This window comes from Microbacterium sp. LjRoot205 (assembly GCF_056175745.1).
The window spans coordinates 286,251-302,886 of record NZ_JBGFFH010000003.1; the positions used below are offsets into that span (position 1 = coordinate 286,251).

18 protein-coding genes and 1 tRNA gene are annotated in these 16,636 nt (G+C 67.9%); 10 read left to right on the plus strand and 9 right to left on the minus strand.

Features of this window, described 5'->3' with window-relative positions:
* Position 1 precedes the first annotated feature (1 nt).
* Together AC04ME_RS09410 and msrB are read right to left on the minus strand one after the other, a co-directional pair.
* Positions 2–601 carry a nitroreductase family protein gene (locus AC04ME_RS09410; RefSeq protein WP_079113275.1) on the minus strand — a complete coding sequence of 200 codons (600 nt, stop codon included), beginning with the start codon at positions 599–601 and terminating at the stop codon, positions 2–4.
* A complete protein-coding gene (gene msrB / locus AC04ME_RS09415) occupies positions 598–1,002 on the minus strand; it encodes a peptide-methionine (R)-S-oxide reductase MsrB (RefSeq protein WP_042539800.1) in 405 nt (134 codons plus the stop codon). Before msrB ends, AC04ME_RS09410 begins: the two co-directional genes overlap by 4 nt.
* Before the next feature lie 68 nt (positions 1,003–1,070).
* Here msrB and AC04ME_RS09420 point away from each other — a divergent pair, with 68 nt between their 5' ends.
* From AC04ME_RS09420 to groL, 4 genes are all read left to right on the plus strand, one after another.
* Positions 1,071–2,066 (plus strand): DUF2332 family protein, encoded by a 996-nt coding sequence (locus tag AC04ME_RS09420; RefSeq protein WP_311878350.1) that lies wholly within the window; start codon positions 1,071–1,073, stop codon positions 2,064–2,066.
* 9 nt (positions 2,067–2,075) lie between these two features.
* Positions 2,076–2,333: a DUF3263 domain-containing protein gene (locus tag AC04ME_RS09425; protein ID WP_042539804.1), complete on the plus strand. Its 258-nt coding sequence runs from the start codon at positions 2,076–2,078 to the stop codon at positions 2,331–2,333.
* 68 nt (positions 2,334–2,401) lie between these two features.
* A complete protein-coding gene (locus AC04ME_RS09430; protein ID WP_331452205.1) occupies positions 2,402–2,980 on the plus strand; it encodes a LytR C-terminal domain-containing protein in 579 nt (192 codons plus the stop codon).
* 122 nt (positions 2,981–3,102) lie between these two features.
* Complete coding sequence (groL, locus tag AC04ME_RS09435; RefSeq protein ID WP_042539806.1) at positions 3,103–4,722, plus strand: chaperonin GroEL; 1,620 nt, start codon at positions 3,103–3,105, stop codon at positions 4,720–4,722.
* 73 nt (positions 4,723–4,795) lie between these two features.
* On the opposite strand, the gene AC04ME_RS09440 is transcribed toward groL, so the two are convergent.
* The 6 genes from AC04ME_RS09440 to AC04ME_RS09465 all read right to left on the minus strand — a co-directional run bounded on the left by AC04ME_RS09440 (position 4,796) and on the right by AC04ME_RS09465 (position 11,444).
* On the minus strand, positions 4,796–5,083 hold the full coding sequence (locus AC04ME_RS09440; RefSeq protein ID WP_042539808.1) for a WXG100 family type VII secretion target: 288 nt from the start codon (positions 5,081–5,083) through the stop codon (positions 4,796–4,798).
* A 171-nt stretch (positions 5,084–5,254) separates the two neighbouring features.
* Positions 5,255–6,952, minus strand: coding sequence for a sensor histidine kinase (locus tag AC04ME_RS09445; RefSeq protein WP_475434701.1), 1,698 nt, complete (start codon positions 6,950–6,952; stop codon positions 5,255–5,257).
* 56 nt (positions 6,953–7,008) lie between these two features.
* Positions 7,009–7,695 (minus strand): response regulator transcription factor, encoded by a 687-nt coding sequence (locus AC04ME_RS09450; RefSeq protein ID WP_042539813.1) that lies wholly within the window; start codon positions 7,693–7,695, stop codon positions 7,009–7,011.
* A gap of 101 nt (positions 7,696–7,796) precedes the next feature.
* The gene (locus AC04ME_RS09455; protein ID WP_056373586.1) at positions 7,797–9,437 is read right to left on the minus strand and encodes a DNA repair helicase XPB; all 1,641 of its coding nucleotides are present in this window, start codon (positions 9,435–9,437) and stop codon (positions 7,797–7,799) included.
* Positions 9,438–9,448: 11 nt separating this feature from the next.
* Positions 9,449–11,158, minus strand: coding sequence for a helicase-associated domain-containing protein (locus AC04ME_RS09460; protein WP_475434703.1), 1,710 nt, complete (start codon positions 11,156–11,158; stop codon positions 9,449–9,451).
* A gap of 10 nt (positions 11,159–11,168) precedes the next feature.
* Positions 11,169–11,444 carry a hypothetical protein gene (locus AC04ME_RS09465; protein ID WP_056373582.1) on the minus strand — a complete coding sequence of 92 codons (276 nt, stop codon included), beginning with the start codon at positions 11,442–11,444 and terminating at the stop codon, positions 11,169–11,171.
* Positions 11,445–11,583: 139 nt separating this feature from the next.
* On the opposite strand from AC04ME_RS09465, the gene AC04ME_RS09470 reads away from it, so the two are divergent.
* Together AC04ME_RS09470 and AC04ME_RS09475 are read left to right on the plus strand one after the other, a co-directional pair.
* Complete coding sequence (locus AC04ME_RS09470) at positions 11,584–11,964, plus strand: cold-shock protein (protein WP_042539821.1); 381 nt, start codon at positions 11,584–11,586, stop codon at positions 11,962–11,964.
* The gene (locus AC04ME_RS09475; RefSeq protein WP_475434706.1) at positions 11,948–12,622 is read left to right on the plus strand and encodes a DUF3027 domain-containing protein; all 675 of its coding nucleotides are present in this window, start codon (positions 11,948–11,950) and stop codon (positions 12,620–12,622) included. The genes AC04ME_RS09470 and AC04ME_RS09475 overlap by 17 nt, the downstream gene beginning before the upstream one ends.
* A 71-nt stretch (positions 12,623–12,693) precedes the next feature.
* On the opposite strand, the gene serC is transcribed toward AC04ME_RS09475, so the two are convergent.
* A complete protein-coding gene (serC, locus tag AC04ME_RS09480) occupies positions 12,694–13,806 on the minus strand; it encodes a phosphoserine transaminase (protein ID WP_042539826.1) in 1,113 nt (370 codons plus the stop codon).
* 99 nt (positions 13,807–13,905) lie between these two features.
* Here serC and AC04ME_RS09485 point away from each other — a divergent pair, with 99 nt between their 5' ends.
* The 4 genes from AC04ME_RS09485 to AC04ME_RS09500 all read left to right on the plus strand — a co-directional run bounded on the left by AC04ME_RS09485 (position 13,906) and on the right by AC04ME_RS09500 (position 16,633).
* Positions 13,906–14,607: an iron-dependent transcriptional repressor DtxR gene (locus AC04ME_RS09485; RefSeq protein WP_042539828.1), complete on the plus strand. Its 702-nt coding sequence runs from the start codon at positions 13,906–13,908 to the stop codon at positions 14,605–14,607.
* 290 nt (positions 14,608–14,897) lie between these two features.
* Positions 14,898–15,692, plus strand: coding sequence for a M23 family metallopeptidase (locus tag AC04ME_RS09490; RefSeq protein ID WP_042539830.1), 795 nt, complete (start codon positions 14,898–14,900; stop codon positions 15,690–15,692).
* Positions 15,693–16,020: 328 nt separating this feature from the next.
* Positions 16,021–16,518 carry an HNH endonuclease gene (locus tag AC04ME_RS09495; protein WP_042539885.1) on the plus strand — a complete coding sequence of 166 codons (498 nt, stop codon included), beginning with the start codon at positions 16,021–16,023 and terminating at the stop codon, positions 16,516–16,518.
* Positions 16,519–16,559: 41 nt separating this feature from the next.
* A tRNA-Arg gene (locus AC04ME_RS09500) sits at positions 16,560–16,633 on the plus strand.
* The last annotated feature ends 3 nt before the right edge of the window (positions 16,634–16,636 follow it).

The window sequence follows — 16,636 nt, forward strand, 5'->3', positions numbered from 1 at the left end:
CCTACTGCTTCTTCTGCTTCTTCGCCTTCTTCTTGGCTTTCGGCTCGGGCGTCGGCTGGGGCTTGGGCTTGGGCATCCGCGTCACGAGGCCCCGCGCATCGACGGGCTTGCGGCGACCGGGCCTGCGGCCCGAGGGCTTGCCGCCGACGTACAGCCATCCGAGCAGCTCCTCGTCCTTGCCGAGGCCATGGGCCTTCGCGACGGCCTTCGATCGCGTGTAGTGACCCGTGCGCCACAGCACGCCGAAGCCGGCCTCGTCGAGCAGCAGACTGAGCATGTGGGCCACACCCGAGGCGACGGCCTCCTGCTCCCAGCGGGGGACCTTCTCGCTCTTGCGGTAGCTGGCGACGACCGCGATCAGCAGCGGAGCGCGCAGCGGCTTCGTGGAGGGGGACTTGTCGCCCTCGGCCTTGGCGATCGCGGCCCCCAGCAGCTCTCGGTCGGATCCGCGCAGCTCGATCAGGCGCCACGGGCGCAGCGAAGAGTGGTCGGCGACGCGTCCGGCAGCTGCGACGAGCTTCAGCAGTTCGTCCCGCGACGGCGCTTCGTCGGTGACCTTCGAGGAGGACTGCCGTGCGCGAACGGCCTCGAGGGCGCTCACGACTCTTCAGGTGTGAAGTTCAGGGCGATGGAGTTCATGCAGTAGCGGTCGCCGGTGGGCGTGCCGAAGCCGTCGGGGAAGACGTGCCCGAGGTGCGATCCGCAGTTCGCGCAGCGCACCTCGGTGCGCACCATGCCCAGGGTCGTGTCCTCGATGAGCTGCACTGCGTCGGGGCGGATCGACTCGTAGAAGCTCGGCCACCCGCATCCGGAGTCGAACTTGGTGCCGCTCTTGAACAGCTCGGCGTTGCACGCGCCGCAGGTGTAGAGGCCGGCGCGGCCCTCGTCGAGCAGCTCGCCCGTCCAGGCGCGCTCGGTCGCGGCTTCGCGAAGCACCGCATACTGCTCCTCGCCGAGCTCTTCGCGCCACTCTTCTTCGGTCTTGTCCACGCTGTACGACATAGGTCCTCCTGGGGTCTGCTCCATTCTCTCGCGTTCAGAGGGGCTCGGCGTCACGAGACAATGGATGGATGACGGATGCCGTGCGGCTGCGCTATCGCCGCTTCGCCGATGAGGAGGCGCCGGGGCGCAGCGATCTCTATGTCGACTGGGCTTCCGGCGTGGCCGGTGACCCCGAGGTGCAGCGGGTGCTCGCTCGGATCCCTGAGAACCGCAGGCAGCCCCCGCTCGTGTTCGCCGTGACGCGGATGCTGGGCGTCGGCCTCGTCCGCTACGACGCGTGGCGCGCGTTCGTGCTCTCCCGTGCCGACGAGATCGTGGGCGAATGCAGCGGCCGGCGTCTGCAGACCAACGAGCCGCTCCGACTCGCACCGCTGCTTCCTGTGCTGTCCGAGATCGATGGACCGATCGCCCTGCTCGAGGTCGGCGCCTCCGCGGGCCTGTGCCTGTACCCCGATCGCTACTCGTACCGCTTCGTCGGCTCCGACGGTCAGGTGCGCGCGGCACTCGACCCGCACGACGGGCCGAGCCCGGTCGTGCTGCAGAGCAGAGTCGACGGGCGCCTCCCCGCCATGAGGATGCCGGACATCGTCTGGCGCGCCGGCATCGACCTCGCGCCTCTCGACGCCCGAGACGACCGAGACCGTCGCTGGCTGCAGGGGCTCGTCTGGCCGGGGGAGGAAGGGCGGGAACAGCGGGTGAGAGCGGCGCTCGACATCGCCGCAGCGGATCCGCCCCGCCTCATCGCCGGCGACGCGCTCGAGAGGATCGACGCGCTCGCAGCCGAGGCGCCACCGGGTGCCACTCTCGTGATCACGACGCCGGGCGTGCTCGTGCACATTCCGCGAGAGGCACGCACAGCACTCGTCGAGCGCATCAGGGGTCTCGATGCCCGCTGGGTGACGATCGATCCTCCGGCAGTGCTGGGCGACGTCTGGCAGCCGGCCGTGGTCGCCGAGGAGTGGACCGGGTTCGTCGTGGCGCTCGACGGCGACGTGCGCGCGGCAGCCGATCCGCTCGGCAGATGGTGGGAGTGGCGCACCGGAATCGCCGCTTCCTCGACCTAATCTGGTCACATGCTGGGAGATCTGAGCGAGCGGGATCGCACGATCCTCGCGCTCGAGACCGCCTGGCCGCGGCACGGCGGCGCGAAGGAAGAGGTCATCCGCGCCCAACTGGGCATGAGCGCCGCCCGCTACTACCAGCTCCTCGGCCGTCTGATCGAGTCGGAGGAAGCCCTGGAGTACGACCCGATGCTGGTGCGACGGCTGCGCCGCATCCGTGACGCCAGATCGTTCCAGCGCGCCGCACGCACTCCGGGCTTCGTGGGCTGACGAGGCTCGCGCCACGCAGCGGCGTCGTCGGAAGCGGATTCACGGGCCGGTGCCATTAGCATCGAGGAGTGTCAAAGCTCAGCCGAGATCGATTCGACGACGTCCCCCGATCGTCCGGACGCGTCGGAGCGCACCGCGCCGAAGCCCCGGGGATGAACGGCTGGGTGGTGCTCCTGTGGTCGTTCGTGGCCGCTCTGGTGCTCATCATCGGCGGCATCTTCGGCTCGCTCGTGGTGATGGGACGCATCACCCTCTTCCCGGAGGCCGTCCCCTCGTCGAGCCCGACGCCCGTCGAGACCGGTGTCGTCGACGTCACCTATTCGGTGATGATCCTCAACGCCTCACCCGACGAGGGGCTGGACGAGCAGATGCGCGACCTGCTCATCAACAACGGCTGGGCCGCCGACGTCGTTTTCGCGAGCGACAGCGCGAGCCAGGACTTCTCGACGACGACCGTCTACTACGTCGCCGAGGAGGATGAGCTCGCCGCCCTCGGCCTCGCGAACCTGATCGGCGGTGCCGCGGTCGAGCAGAGCGACTTCTACTCCGATCTGAACGACACGGGTGCGAAGCAGCTCACGGTCGTCATCGGACTCGATCGTGCGACGACCGCGCCGGAGACGCCCGCAGACACTCCTGCCCCGTAGACCGCCGCGCGGTCCGTCCGCGCAGCTTGCACTCGATGGGGTCGAGTGCCAGAATGGCGTTAGCACTCTCTCACTCTGAGTGCTAAACCCAACGTCTACGTCCAGGAGGGACGAAAAAACTCATGGCAAAGATCATTGCTTTCGATGAGGAGGCCCGACGCGGCCTCGAGCGCGGCCTCAACATCCTCGCCGACGCTGTCAAGGTGACCCTCGGCCCGCGCGGTCGTAACGTCGTGCTGGAGAAGAAGTGGGGCGCCCCCACGATCACGAACGACGGTGTCTCCATCGCCAAGGAGATCGAGCTCGACGACCCGTACGAGAAGATCGGCGCTGAGCTCGTCAAGGAGGTCGCCAAGAAGACCGACGACGTCGCCGGCGACGGAACCACCACCGCCACGGTGCTCGCTCAGGCTCTGGTCCGCGAGGGCCTGCGCAACGTCGCAGCCGGCGCAGACCCGATCTCGCTGAAGCGCGGCATCGAGAAGGCCGTCGCGGCCATCACCGAGGAGCTCCTCGCCAGCGCGAAGGAGATCGACTCCAAGGAGCAGATCGCCGCCACCGCGTCGATCTCCGCTGCTGACCCCGCCATCGGCGAGCTCATCGCCGAGGCGATCGACAAGGTCGGCAAGGAGGGCGTCGTCACCGTCGAGGAGTCGCAGACCTTCGGCACCGAGCTCGAGCTCACCGAGGGCATGCGCTTCGACAAGGGCTACCTGAACCCGTACTTCGTGACGGACCCGGAGCGTCAGGAGGCTGTCTTCGAAGACGCCTACATCCTCATCGCGAACCAGAAGATCTCGAACATCAAGGACCTTCTGCCCATCGTCGACAAGGTGATCCAGGACGGCAAGGAGCTCGTCATCATCGCCGAGGACGTCGAGGGCGAGGCTCTCGCGACTCTCGTGCTCAACAAGCTCAAGGGCATCTTCAAGTCGGTCGCCGTCAAGGCTCCCGGCTTCGGCGACCGTCGCAAGGCGCAGCTGCAGGACATCGCGATCCTCACCGGTGGTCAGGTCATCACCGAAGAGGTCGGCCTGAAGCTCGAGAACGCCACGCTCGACCTGCTGGGTCGTGCTCGCAAGGTCATCGTCACCAAGGACGAGACCACGATCGTCGAGGGTGCCGGTGAGGCAGACCAGATCGAGGGTCGTGTCACGCAGATCCGTCGCGAGATCGAGAACACGGACAGCGACTACGACCGCGAGAAGCTGCAGGAGCGCCTCGCCAAGCTTGCAGGTGGCGTCGCCGTCATCAAGGCGGGCGCGGCAACCGAGGTCGAGCTCAAGGAGCGCAAGCACCGCATCGAGGACGCCGTTCGCAACGCGAAGGCAGCCGTCGAAGAGGGCATCGTCCCCGGTGGTGGCGTCGCGCTGATCCAGTCGGGCACCAAGGCTCTCGACGCTCTCTCGCTCACGGGCGACGAGGCGACCGGTGCGAACATCGTTCGCGTCGCGATCGAGGCTCCGCTGAAGCAGATCGCCCTCAACGCAGGCCTCGAGCCCGGCGTCGTCGCGAACAAGGTCTCCGAGCTCCCCTCGGGCCAGGGCCTCAACGCGGCAACGGGCGAGTACGTCGACATGTTCGCCGCGGGCATCATCGACCCGGCGAAGGTGACCCGCTCGGCTCTGCAGAACGCAGCGTCGATCGCGGCTCTCTTCCTCACCACCGAGGTCGTCGTCGCTGACAAGCCTGAGAAGGCTGCTGCTCCGATGGGTGACCCGTCGGGTGGCATGGACTTCTGATCCATCAGCACTGACAGAAACGCCCCGACCTCGGTCGGGGCGTTTCTGCGTTCGCGGGTGTTCGAACCGTGAATCAGCGGAACAGGCTCGCCGAGTACTGATCGGCGTCTGCATACTGCGTCGCCGCGCTGCCCAGCGAATGCCCGATCGATTCGAGCACCTGCTCGACGTGCAGCTGCGCTCCACGCCACTCCTCAGCACATGACTGGAACGCGGCCGACGCGGTGCCGACCCACGTCGCCTGCAGCTGCGTGAGCTGCGACATGAGCGTCGCGGACTCCGTCTGCAGACGCTCCATCGTGGCCAGCGCCGCGCCTTGGGCGGCACCTACGGCTTCGGTGTCGACGGTGATGACGGACATGGGAACTCCTCTCGATTGGTGCTCCGACGATAGGGGAGAGGAGATCCCCGGATGCGGGTGCGCGCGCACGTCCCGACGCCCGCTGTGGAGAACCCGCATGGGCGCGGCGCCGTGCAGGACCGCCGATCAGGAGCGCCGAGCAGGAGCACCCGCGCGAGAAGCGAGGTGCGGTCAGAGATCCAGCCGCTCGAGGGGCTGAGTGTCTTCGAGGAGGTGGGCGGGCGTGGCGCGTGAGGGGGCGAGCGGCAGCGTGACGGTGAAGGTCGCTCCGCCACCCGGCGTCTCGGACACCGCGACGCTTCCGTGCAGCGCTTTCACGATGGATGACACGATCGCGAGCCCGAGCCCGGACCCACCGGTCTCGCGTGCTCGTGAGGTGTCGGCGCGCCAGAAGCGCTCGAAGATCTGCTCGCGGATCTGGGGAGGGATTCCCTCGCCGTGGTCGACGATCGCGATGCTCGCCGTGCCCCGCACGCGGTCCGCGTCGACGACGATCTCGATCGGACTCTCCTCAGGCGAGAAGCGACGCGCGTTGCCGAGCAGATTCGTGACCACCTGACGCACCTTGTTCTCCTCGCCGAGCACGATCGGCGGGGTGCGCACGGGGATGTCCGCGGCTTCGGTGAAGTCGATCGCTGGCACGTTCGCCGCGGAGCTTCGCGAGCGACGCCGCAGACGGGCGAGCGTGCCGCGGGAGAGCCCACGCGGAGCGGGAGTCTCGGGTGCGGCGGGGACGACAGGCGTCGACCGAGTCGTGAGGTCGATCAGCGGGGCCTCGACCGTGCGGTCGACGACGGTCACGGTGCGTGCCGGAGCCGCAGCACGCAGATCGAGGGCGGCGTCGCGGGCGATGGGACGGAGGTCGAGTGCCTCGATCTCGGGTTCGCGCTCTYCGTCGAGACGCGCGAGCGCAAGCAGATCCTCGACGAGCACGCCCATGCGGATCGCCTCCTTCTCGATGCGCTCCATGGCACGGGCGGTGTCCTCCTCGCCCTTGATCGCACCCATCCGGTAGAGCTCCGCATACCCGCGCACGCTCACCAGAGGCGTGCGCAGCTCGTGGCTGGCGTCGCCGATGAAGCGACGCATGTGCTGCACGGTGCGGTCCCGCTGCGCGAGCGAACCGTCGACTCGATCGAGCATCGTGTTGATCGCGCTGTTCAGGCGGCCGACCTCGGTCGTCGGCTCGAGATCGGTGAGGCGCTGTGTGAAGTCGCCCGCGGCGATCGACATGGCCGTGGACTCGACCTGACCGAGCCGTCGGAACGTCAGTGTCACGAGCCCTCGGGTCAGCAGCGCGGCAAGGAAAATGGTGACGAACGCGACGGTGATGTAGATGCCGAAGTACTGGCTGATGATGCGATCCGCGTACTCGAGCGGCATCGCGACGATCTGGATCCGCAGCGATCCGTCGCCCTCTCCTGGCACCCGTGCCACAGCCGCCCGGAAGCTCGATCCCTTGGTGCCCTCGATCGTGAACCGGGTGTCCTCGTTGGCCTGCACGTCGAGGGGCGAGTACGACGAGGGGAAGAGCGGTGCCCCGTTGTCGGAGTTGCCTGTGGTCGTCTGCAGCACGCCCTCAGCGTCGTAGATCGCGACGAAGAAGTCACGGGGCGAGTCCGTGGGGGTGTAGACGGTCTTGCCGTCTTCGACCGTCACCTCGAAGTACCGGTTCGCGAGATCGGCAGACACCAGAGCAGGGAGCTGAGCGTCGATGTTGCTGACCAGCGAGTTGCGCAGGATCGGCACGGTGCCGAGGCCCGCCGCGAGCAGGCCCAACGCGAGCACGGCGACCGTGACGCCCGTCACCTTGGCGCGCAGGCTGATCGACCGCCACCACTTGGTGATCGCGTCAGGCTTGTGCGCCATGCGGACCTCCCTGGAGACGGATGCTGTGCGGCGTCAGCGTGCGGCGGCGAGCCGGACTACTTGCCGACCTTGAGCATGTATCCGAAGCCGCGCTTCGTCTGGATCACCGACTCCTCGGTGTGCGGATCGATCTTGCGACGGAGGTAGGAGATGTAGCTCTCCACGATGCCGGCATCCCCGTTGAAGTCGTACTCCCAGACGTGGTCGAGGATCTGCGCCTTCGACAGGACGCGGTTGGGGTTCAGCATCAGGTAGCGCAGCAGCTTGAACTCGGTCGGGCTCAGCTCGATCGATTCCTTGCCGACATGCACGTCGTGGGTGTCCTGGTCCATCGACAGCTCGCCGGCACGGATGATCGACTCCTCGTCGGCCTGCATGGTGCGGCGCAGGATCGCCTGGGCGCGGGCGACGATCTCGTCGAGGCTGAACGGCTTGGTGACGTAGTCGTCGCCGCCGGCGTTGAGCCCCTCGATCTTGTCGTCGGTGCCGTCCTTCGCGGTGAGGAACAGGATCGGAGCGGTGAAACCGGCGCCGCGAAGGCGCTTGGTCACGCTGAACCCGTTCATGTCCGGGAGCATGACGTCGAGGATGATGAGGTCCGGCTCTTCCTCGAGCACCGCCGAGATGGTGGCGGCGCCGTTGGCCACCGTCTTCACCTGGAACCCGGCGAAGCTGAGACCTGTCGAGAGCAGGTCGCGGATGTTGGGTTCGTCGTCGACGACCAGGATGCGCGCATCAGTCATGTCCCCATTATGGTGACTTCGGCCATGCGGATGCTGATTATCCGTCGGAGCGGCGCTTTCGCCCTCCGCGTAGCGATGCTGCGGGGAGGGCCCGCAGGCGGTCAGGCGGCGAGGGCGTCGGCGTCCATGATCGTGTAGCTGTAGCCCTGTTCGGCGAGGAACCGCTGGCGGTTCTGGGCGTAGTCCTGGTCGATCGTGTCACGGGCGACCAGCGTGTAGAAGCTCGCCGTGCGGCCGGACTGCTTGGGACGCAGGAGCCTGCCCAGGCGCTGGGCCTCCTCCTGTCGCGAGCCGAACGAACCCGACACCTGGATGGCGACGGATGCCTCGGGGAGGTCGATCGAGAAGTTCGCGACCTTCGACACCACGAGCAGTGAGATCTCACCTTCGCGGAAGGCGCGATAGAGCTCCTCGCGCTCGTCGATGGGCGTGGCGCCGGTGATCTGCGGTGCGTTCAGCGACTGCGAGAGCGAGTCGAGCTGGTCGAGGTACTGACCGATCACGAGGATCCGCTCGTCCTTGTGCTTCTCGATGAGCTCTCGCACGGCCGCGATCTTCGCCGGTGCGGAAGCGGCGAGACGGTAGCGTTCGTCGTCCGTCGCGGCGGCGTACTCGAGCCGGTCGTCCGGCGGCAGGTCGACGCGCACCTCGTAGCAGACGGCGGGGGAGATGAACCCCTGGGCCTCGATCTGCTTCCACGGAGCATCGAAGCGCTTGGGGCCGATCAGGCTGAACACGTCGCCCTCGCGACCGTCCTCGCGGACGAGCGTGGCGGTGAGGCCGATCCGGCGCCGAGCCTGGAGATCGGCGGTCAGCTTGAACACGGGCGCGGGGAGCAGGTGCACCTCGTCGTAGACGATGAGACCCCAGTCGAGGGCATCCAGCAGGGCGAGGTGGGCGTACTCGCCTTTCCGCTTCGCCGTGAGGATCTGGTAGGTCGCGATGGTGACCGGCTTGACCTCCTTGGCCTGTCCGGAGTACTCGCCGATCTCCTCGGGTGTGAGGCTCGTGCGCTTGAGCAGCTCGTCGCGCCACTGCCGTGCCGAGACGGTGTTCGTCACGAGGATCAGGGTCGTCGTCTTGGTCGCCGCCATGGCCGCGGCACCGACGATGGTCTTGCCCGCGCCACAGGGCAGCACCACGACGCCCGAGCCGTCCTTCGCGAACGCGTCGACGGCATCCTGCTGGTAGGGGCGGATCTGCCAGCCGTCCTCGGCGAGCTCGATCTCGTGCGGTGTGCCGGGGGTGTACCCGGCGAGGTCCTCGGCCGGCCAGCCGATCTTCAGCAGCTCCTGTTTGATCTGCCCGCGCGCCCACGCGTCGACCACGAAGGTGTCCGGAGCCGGGTGCCCGATCAGCAGCGGCTGGATGCGCTTGTTGTTCGCGACCTGGGCGAGAACGGCCGGGTCGGTCGAGCGCAGGATCAGGGTGCCTTCGTCGTCTCGCTCGATCACGAGGCGGCCATACCGGTTCACGGTCTCGCGGAGGTCGACGGCGACCGACGGCGGCACGGGGAAGCGGGACCAGCGGTCGAGCGTCTCGAGCATGTCTTCGGCGGTGTGCCCGGCGGCACGCGCGTTCCACAGTCCGAGCCGCGTGATGCGGTAGGTGTGGATGTGCTCTGGCGCGCGCTCGAGCTCGGCGAAGATCGCCAGCTCGTGGCGGGCGCTCTCAGCGTCGGAGTGGGCGACTTCGAGCAGCACTGTGCGATCGCTCTGGACGATCAGGGGTCCATCAGACATAGCTGTCCAGTTTACTGCGCGATCACGACGGCGGCGCGGATGCTCGACACCGGCAGCGTGCGTTCGACATCTGCCGCGCGATCTCGGCCGCGGAGGCGTCCTCCGCCGAGCCCGGTGGCTTCGAGGATCAGTTCTCTCGTCGAGCCGTCGGGCATTCCGACGCTCACTCGCAGCACGGCCTTCGCTCGGACAGCGGCCTCGAGCTCGCGGTCGAGCCAGGCGGCGTCCGCGTCCGGCCCCTGATGCGAGCGCATCGCGGCGATGAGCGCGGAATAGTCGGGCGCGGGGTCGGGCGTCGCCTCGGTGATCGGATTCCGCTCGCGGGCGATCGCGCGTCCGTCGTCGTCGACGAGCGTCGCCGGGTACCGAGCGTCAGTCAGTGCCCAATAGACGGTGTCGCGCCCGACGCGCGTCGTCAGAGAGGCGACGTGCTTCGTCAGGGCGAGCGGTCGCAGCCCCTGGTCGACGGCCATCGCCTCGATCAGGTGCTGGTCGCTGCTCTCGATGCGCGTCCGACCGGTCTCGGGGTCGATCGACACGCGAACCAGGCCGTGTCGTTGCGCCGTCTGGGTGACGAGATAGCGGAGCGGCTGAGGGATGCCGGTGAGCGAGAGCGATTCGAGGAACTCGAGGATCGACTGCTCGGTCTCGCCGGCGACGAGCGCGTGCGCGATCGACTCGGGGGTGAAGCGGTAGGTGGAGGCCTGGGCTGCGGACTCTCGCGCGGCGATCGTGCGCAGCCGCACGTCGAGCCCGGGAGCGAGAGGGCCGGGCGAGATCGCGCTCAGGTCGTTCTGGAGGAAGATGCGATCGACCTCGTTCGGAAGCAGCGCGACGAGCGCAGCGGCGTCGACGTTCTCGCCTCGGCGGATCGAAGCCGCCCATGCGGGTTCACTGCCGCCGTCGGTGATGAGCCCGAGCAGACGAGCGCACTCGAGCAGCGCGTCACTGCGGTCGGCCCACGCGGGGTCCCACGGGTGCGCTTGCGCCCAGGCCGTCGTGGACGACCAGCCGCCGTCCGACGCCCGCACCCCTCGGGGGAGAGCATCGCGGAAGCCCTCCACGAGCGCGCTCCACCGATCGGCCACGGGCGATCGCAGCCATTCCTCGGTCCGCGGCGTGGTGCGCAGCCGGCGAGCATCGGGTGCGACGAGGCCCGAGTCGATCGCGATCTCGATCAGCCCGTCGATCGATTCAGCGGCGACGCCCGCTTCGCTGAGCTGCCGCTTCTCTCCGGCGCTGACGTTGCCGCCGGCGAGAAGTGCGAAGGGCTTCTCTCGCGCGAGCAGCAGCAGATCGGCGAGGGCGGAGACCGTCGTGAACGCCCGCTCGGCCGCATGGGCGCTCTCGGCATCGGTCGCGGGCGTCGGCGCCGAGAGGCTGAGCGGAGCCGGCTCCGGTCGATCGGCGATGGCGGCGACGACCGGCGGGAAGGGTGCGCCGTCGGGGCGCAGCAGTGCGAGACTCTCGAGCGTCGCCCGCTGGGGGGAGTGCTCTGTGACAGGGGTGGCCGCGGCCGCGAGAAGAGAAACGGCCTCGCCGTGCGTGAGGAGGGGCAGGATCCGCGCGATCGACGTGGGATCGAGGAGGGCCTCGGCGGCATCGAAGAAGTCCTGCCAGCCGGCATCCGCGCGCACGCGCCGGACCGAGAACAGAGTGGTGAGCTGCTCATCGCTCGCCTCGGAGAGCCATTCGGCCAGCGGTCGGGCGTGCGTGCTCATGACGGATTCCTCAGGGCCGCGATGCCGCGCGCCCCTTGCGGATGAAGCTCATGATGAGGAGCACGATGATCATGACGAACGCGGCCGGAAGCCCCCAGTAGGGGATCGCGGCGATGAACGGCCAGGCACCGGTGCCGAAGTCCTGCTGCTCCATGCCGACGGCAGTGCCGATGATGATCGCGAAGAAGCAGATGATGGATGCCGCGGCGAGTCCGAGTGCCGTGAACGCCAGGATGCGATCGATGCGGCGAACGGGAACCTCAGGTTCGGGACTCTTGGTGCTCATCCGTCTCAGCCTAGTCGTTGCAGGGGCTCACGGTTCCGCATCGTGACCTACGGATTCCCCGCCCCGCGACCGGTAGGCTGGAGGTGGTCGCACGCGTGCGTCCGATCCAGCTCCACACCGACTCAGCGAGGTTTCTCCCATGCCCACCGGCAAGGTCAGGTTCTACGACGAAGACAAGGGTTTCGGCTTCATCGCCAGCGATGACGGCCAAGACGTCTTCCTGCACGCTTCAGCCATGCCCACGGGCGCGGCGGTCAAGGCGGGCTCACGGGTGGAGTTCGGTGTCGCCGATGGCAAGCGCGGCCTCCAGGCGCTGTCCGTGCGGGTGCTCGAAGCCCCGCCGAGCCTCGCGAAGGCGAAGCGCAAGCCGGCAGACGACATGGCGATCATCGTCGAGGACCTCGTCAAGCTCCTCGACGGGATGGGCGGCGATCTGCGACGCGGCCGGTACCCCTCGTCGGCCCAAGGCCGCAAGATCGCGGCAGTTCTGCGCAAGGTAGCCGATGACCTCGAAGCCTGAGGTGGACCAGCGTCTGATCGACGCTCATGATCTCGCGCTCGCCGCACTGCACGAGATCACTCCGCCGTCGACCGTCGGACCCGCAGCCGATTACATCCCCGAAGAGGGCGGCTCTGTGTCGCTGCGCTTCGAGAACCGACTTCCCGGGTATCCGGGCTGGTTCTGGACGGTCACGGTCGCGCGCGTCGATGATGAGGAGCCCACGGTGCTCGAGCTCGAGCTGCTGCCGGGCGACGGAGCGCTCCTCGCACCCGAATGGGTGCCGTGGGCCGAGCGTCTCGCCGATTACCGCGCCCACCAGGTGGAGCTCGCGGCGCAGGCGGCCGCGGCCGCTGCGGAAGGCGAGGACGCGAGCTCGGTCGACGACGACGAATCCGACGACGATCTCGATGACATCGACGAGGACGACGACATCGACGAGGACGACGACGACGACATCGACGAAGACGAGCTCGCCGCCGAGCCGCGTGTGCTGCATGCGGGAGACCTCGACGGAGTCGACGTCGACGAACTCGACGACTCGGCTGGTGCGGACGAAGACGATGACGCGGACGACGACGACTCGGACGACGACGATGACGACGAGGACTCCGACGACGAGGACGACTCCGACGACGAGGACGATGACGACGACGAAGACTCCGACGACGAGGAATGACCGTCCACTGAGTCGAACGTGAAAAGGGGCCGCGTGTGAACGCGGCCCCTTTTCTCGTCGACTCCCTGGCGTCAGGCGCCCTGCTGCTCGAGCACGTAGTCGAGAGAGCGAGTGAGCTGTCGGACGTCGTCGGGTTCGATCGACACGAAGGTCGCGACCCGCAGCTGGTTGCGGCCGAGCTTGCGGTAGGGCTCGGTGTCGACGATGCCGTTGGCCCTCAGGGTCTTGGCTACGGCTGCGGCGTCGACGGTGTCGGCGAAGTCGATGGTCACGACGACGGGTGAGCGGTGTGCCGCATCCGTGACGAACGGGGTCGCCACGGATGATGCCGAGGCCCAGTCGTAGAGGACCGCCGAGGACTCCGCCGTGCGGGCGCCGGCCCACGACAGGCCGCCGTTCGAGAGGATCCAGCCGAGCTGGCTGTCGAGCAGGTGCAGGGTCGTCAGCGCCGGCGTGTTCAGCGTCTGGTTGAGTCGCGAGTTGTCGACGGCGTTCTTCAGGCTGAGGAACTCCGGGATGTACCGGTCGGAGGCGGCGATGCGCTCGATCCGGTCGACCGCGGCAGGCGACACCGCGGCGAACCAGAGGCCCCCGTCGGAGCCGAGGTTCTTCTGCGGCGCGAAGTAGTAGACATCCGCCTGGGCGGCGTCGAAGTCGATGCCGCCGGCAGCGCTGGTCGCGTCGATGACGGTCAGAGCGCCGTCGGCGATCACGCGCTCGATGGGGGCCGCGACACCGGTGGACGTCTCGTTGTGCGGCCAGGCGTAGACGTCGATGCCCTCGACGACCTCTGCGGCCGTGCGCGAACCCGGCTCGGACTTGCGCACATCGGGCGCCTCGAGCCACGGAGCGGCGGCGGCGGCGGCGAACTTGCCGCCGAACTCGCCGAACACGAGGTTCTGGCTGCGTCGTTCGATCAGGCCGAAGGCCGCAGCATCCCAGAACGCCGTCGAACCGCCGTTGCCGACGATGATCTCGTATCCCTCGGGGAGCCGGAACAGAGCCGCCAGCTGCTCACGGACGCTGCCGACCAGGTTCTTGACCGGCGCCTGGCGGTGCGAGGTGCCCAGCAGGGTGGGGGCCGCGGCGAGCAGCGCGTCGAGCTGCGCAGTGCGCACCTTCGAGGGACCGCAGCCGAAGCGGCCGTCAGCGGGCAGGAGGTCACGGGGAATCTCGATCGCCATGCGTCGATTCTACGGCGTGAGCCCCGAGTGCCCTCACCGCATGACGCCCTGATGTCCGCGTGGGAATGTAGGCTTGCCTAAGAAGACCCGGAGGGCCACATGACGGACTTGATCGACACCACGGAGATGTATCTCCGCACCATCCTCGAACTCGAGGAGGAGAACATCGTGCCGCTGCGTGCGCGAATCTCCGAGCGTCTCGGACACTCGGGTCCGACGGTCTCCCAGACGGTGGGGCGCATGGAGCGCGACGGTCTCGTCGTCGTCTCCGAGGACCGCACCCTCGAACTGACCGACGCTGGCCGTCGCAAGGCCGTCAACGTCATGCGCAAGCACCGCCTGGCCGAGCGTCTGCTCTCGGACGTCATCGGTCTCGACTGGGCGTACGTGCATGAAGAGGCCTGCCGCTGGGAGCACGTCATGAGCGAGCAGGTCGAGCGTCGACTCGTCGAGCTGCTGGGTCACCCGACCGAATCGCCGTACGGCAACCCGATCCCCGGGCTCGACCAGCTGGGCGACACCCCGGCACGCACCTTCGACGAGGGTGTCATCGGACTCGTGCAGAAGCTCAACGCCGCGGGCGCTCCGATCGACGGAACCGTGCGTCGTCTCGCCGAGCCCGCGCAGGTCGATCCTGAGCTGCTCGAGCAGCTCCGCGACGCGGGCGTCGTGCCCGGCGCGAAGGGGGACTATCGCTTCAACGAGGGATACGTCCTCATCCAGATGGAGGGCCAGGAAGACGGTCTTGAGCTCCCCGTCGAGCTCGCCTCCCACATCTTCCTGGTCGGCGAACCTGCCTGATCCACGAGGCCGATCGGCCCTCAGATCCGCGTGATTCCGCCTCTCCGAGGATTGCCAGGTTCGTGGGGTGACAGAATCGTTATCTTCCGGTAACCTCGGACAGGTCGTCGAAGAAGCCCGCTGATGACACCCGAGAGGACTCGCCTTCCAGGCTCGTCGACCTCCCGGTCAGACCGCACAACGTACCCGAGCTACATTCGTGCCACGAGAGCAGAGTGCCGACGAGCCAGCGCTACCCGAGCGCGCAGGCGCTGGAGGATCAAGTTTTGGCCAAAGACATCGAATCGCCCATGAAGACAACTGAAGATCGAGCAGTCGCTCGCAGCTCCCGCAGCCGCGTCGACGCCCGCAAGGTCGTCAAGCCCTTGCGTTCGATCGCCATCTTCGGGGCCGTCGGTGCTCTCGTCGCTGCTGTCGCTCTTCCCGCTTACGCTGCCACGAAGCCCGCCGAGGCGGCGACGACGGTGCAGCAGATGGCTGCCGTCGACGCCCAGTCTCTGGTCGTCGCCTCCGACGCCACGGCCGCACCACTCAGTCGCGGCACCTTCACCGCCACGACTCCGGGTGAGATCGAGAAGAAGAAGGCGGAGGAAGCCGCCGCGGCCCGTGCTGCGGCCGCCGCCAAGGCCGTCACCGCCTCGTCCTCGTCGAGCTTCGACATCGGCAACTACGCGCTGGTCTCGCCGGGTTCCGGCGAGGTCCGCTATCCGCTTCCGCAGGGTTCGTACAACGTCAGCCGCACAGTCGGCGGTGCGCACCAGGGTGCCGACATGCTGGCTCCGGCCGGAACGCCGATCTACGCCGCCGCTGCCGGCGTCGTGCGCGCCTCGGCGGAGAGCATCGGCGGATACGGCGTCGCCGTCATGCTCGACAGCGTCGTGGGCGGCCAGCGTGTGCAGACCACGTACGGCCACATGATCTACGGCTCGCGCCAGGTCCAGGCCGGACAGACCGTCGCCGCCGGTCAGCTGATCGGCTTCGTCGGCAGCACCGGGCGTTCGACGGCCAACCACCTGCACTTCGAGGTCTGGGTCAACGGCGGGCTCATGGAGCCCATCGCCTGGCTCGGCGCCAACGCGGGCTGATCGAGCCACTCACCTCTCCTGCTCGCGGACACGCCTCCGGGAGTTCACCCGCAGTTTCGCCCTCGTGCTCTCCTGATGGGTTAGCCTGAACCCGTTGTCGCATAGGCGGGAGAAGCTGATGGAGCGAATATCGAGCATCCGAACCATGGATGACCTCGGTCGTCACGTCCTTCTGCATCGTCCGCAGGGACACCACGGCGTTGCCGTGCGAATGAGGCGCTGTCTGTAGACAGCGCCTTTTTTCATCCCTGCGAACGCCTCCGCTCCGTGCGGCTTCGTGTGAGTCGAGAGTGCCGGGAAGCCGTCCCGGCGGATCGAGAGGATGACGATGCGCACACTTGTACTGAACGCAGGATACGAACCGCTCGCGATCGTGTCGTTCAAGAGAGCCCTGGTCCTGGTCATGAATGACAAGGCCACCGTGATCGAACGCGTGGAAGACGACCCCGTCTGGGGCAGCCATGGCGTCTACGACCGCCCCGCCGTCATCGTCCTCTCGCGTTACGTGCGCATTCCCGCCAGCAGACGGGTGCCGGTGACGAGGCGGGGCGTCCTGCGCCGCGACAATCACCGCTGCGGCTACTGCGGCAAGGCGGCGTCGACCATCGACCACGTCATGCCGCGCTCGCGGGGCGGAGCCGACTCATGGGAGAACCTCGTCGCCTGCTGCCTGCGCTGCAACAACACCAAGAGCGACCGCACTCCGCAGGAGATGCGCTGGGAGCTGCGCTTCGCGCCGCGTCCTCCTCACGGAACCGCGTGGACGGTGCGTGGCACCGAGCGGAGCGACCCGAGGTGGGAGCCGTACCTCGCCCTCGCGGCGTGAGCGGGAGGCGGGGGCGAGGGTTCCTCTAGAATGGAATCCTCGCCCTCGTAGCTCAGCAGGATAGAGCAGCCCTCTCCTAAAGGGCAGGTCGCTGGTTCGAATCCAGTCGAGGGCACCC

Excerpts from the sequence above, each read along its gene's own strand:
- msrB (WP_042539800.1), bottom strand. The coding sequence starts at position 1,002 with ATGTCGTACAGCGTGGACAAGACCGAAGAAGAGTGGCGCGAAGAGCTC.
- AC04ME_RS09420 (WP_311878350.1), top strand. The coding sequence starts at position 1,071 with ATGACGGATGCCGTGCGGCTGCGCTATCGCCGCTTCGCCGATGAGGAG.
- AC04ME_RS09425 (WP_042539804.1), top strand. The coding sequence starts at position 2,076 with ATGCTGGGAGATCTGAGCGAGCGGGATCGCACGATCCTCGCGCTCGAG.
- groL (WP_042539806.1), top strand. The coding sequence starts at position 3,103 with ATGGCAAAGATCATTGCTTTCGATGAGGAGGCCCGACGCGGCCTCGAG.
- AC04ME_RS09440 (WP_042539808.1), bottom strand. The coding sequence starts at position 5,083 with ATGTCCGTCATCACCGTCGACACCGAAGCCGTAGGTGCCGCCCAAGGC.
- AC04ME_RS09450 (WP_042539813.1), bottom strand. The coding sequence starts at position 7,695 with ATGACTGATGCGCGCATCCTGGTCGTCGACGACGAACCCAACATCCGC.
- AC04ME_RS09455 (WP_056373586.1), bottom strand. The coding sequence starts at position 9,437 with ATGTCTGATGGACCCCTGATCGTCCAGAGCGATCGCACAGTGCTGCTC.
- AC04ME_RS09460 (WP_475434703.1), bottom strand. The coding sequence starts at position 11,158 with ATGAGCACGCACGCCCGACCGCTGGCCGAATGGCTCTCCGAGGCGAGC.
- AC04ME_RS09465 (WP_056373582.1), bottom strand. The coding sequence starts at position 11,444 with ATGAGCACCAAGAGTCCCGAACCTGAGGTTCCCGTTCGCCGCATCGAT.
- AC04ME_RS09470 (WP_042539821.1), top strand. The coding sequence starts at position 11,584 with ATGCCCACCGGCAAGGTCAGGTTCTACGACGAAGACAAGGGTTTCGGC.
- AC04ME_RS09475 (WP_475434706.1), top strand. The coding sequence starts at position 11,948 with ATGACCTCGAAGCCTGAGGTGGACCAGCGTCTGATCGACGCTCATGAT.
- serC (WP_042539826.1), bottom strand. The coding sequence starts at position 13,806 with ATGGCGATCGAGATTCCCCGTGACCTCCTGCCCGCTGACGGCCGCTTC.
- AC04ME_RS09485 (WP_042539828.1), top strand. The coding sequence starts at position 13,906 with ATGACGGACTTGATCGACACCACGGAGATGTATCTCCGCACCATCCTC.
- AC04ME_RS09490 (WP_042539830.1), top strand. The coding sequence starts at position 14,898 with ATGAAGACAACTGAAGATCGAGCAGTCGCTCGCAGCTCCCGCAGCCGC.
- AC04ME_RS09495 (WP_042539885.1), top strand. The coding sequence starts at position 16,021 with ATGCGCACACTTGTACTGAACGCAGGATACGAACCGCTCGCGATCGTG.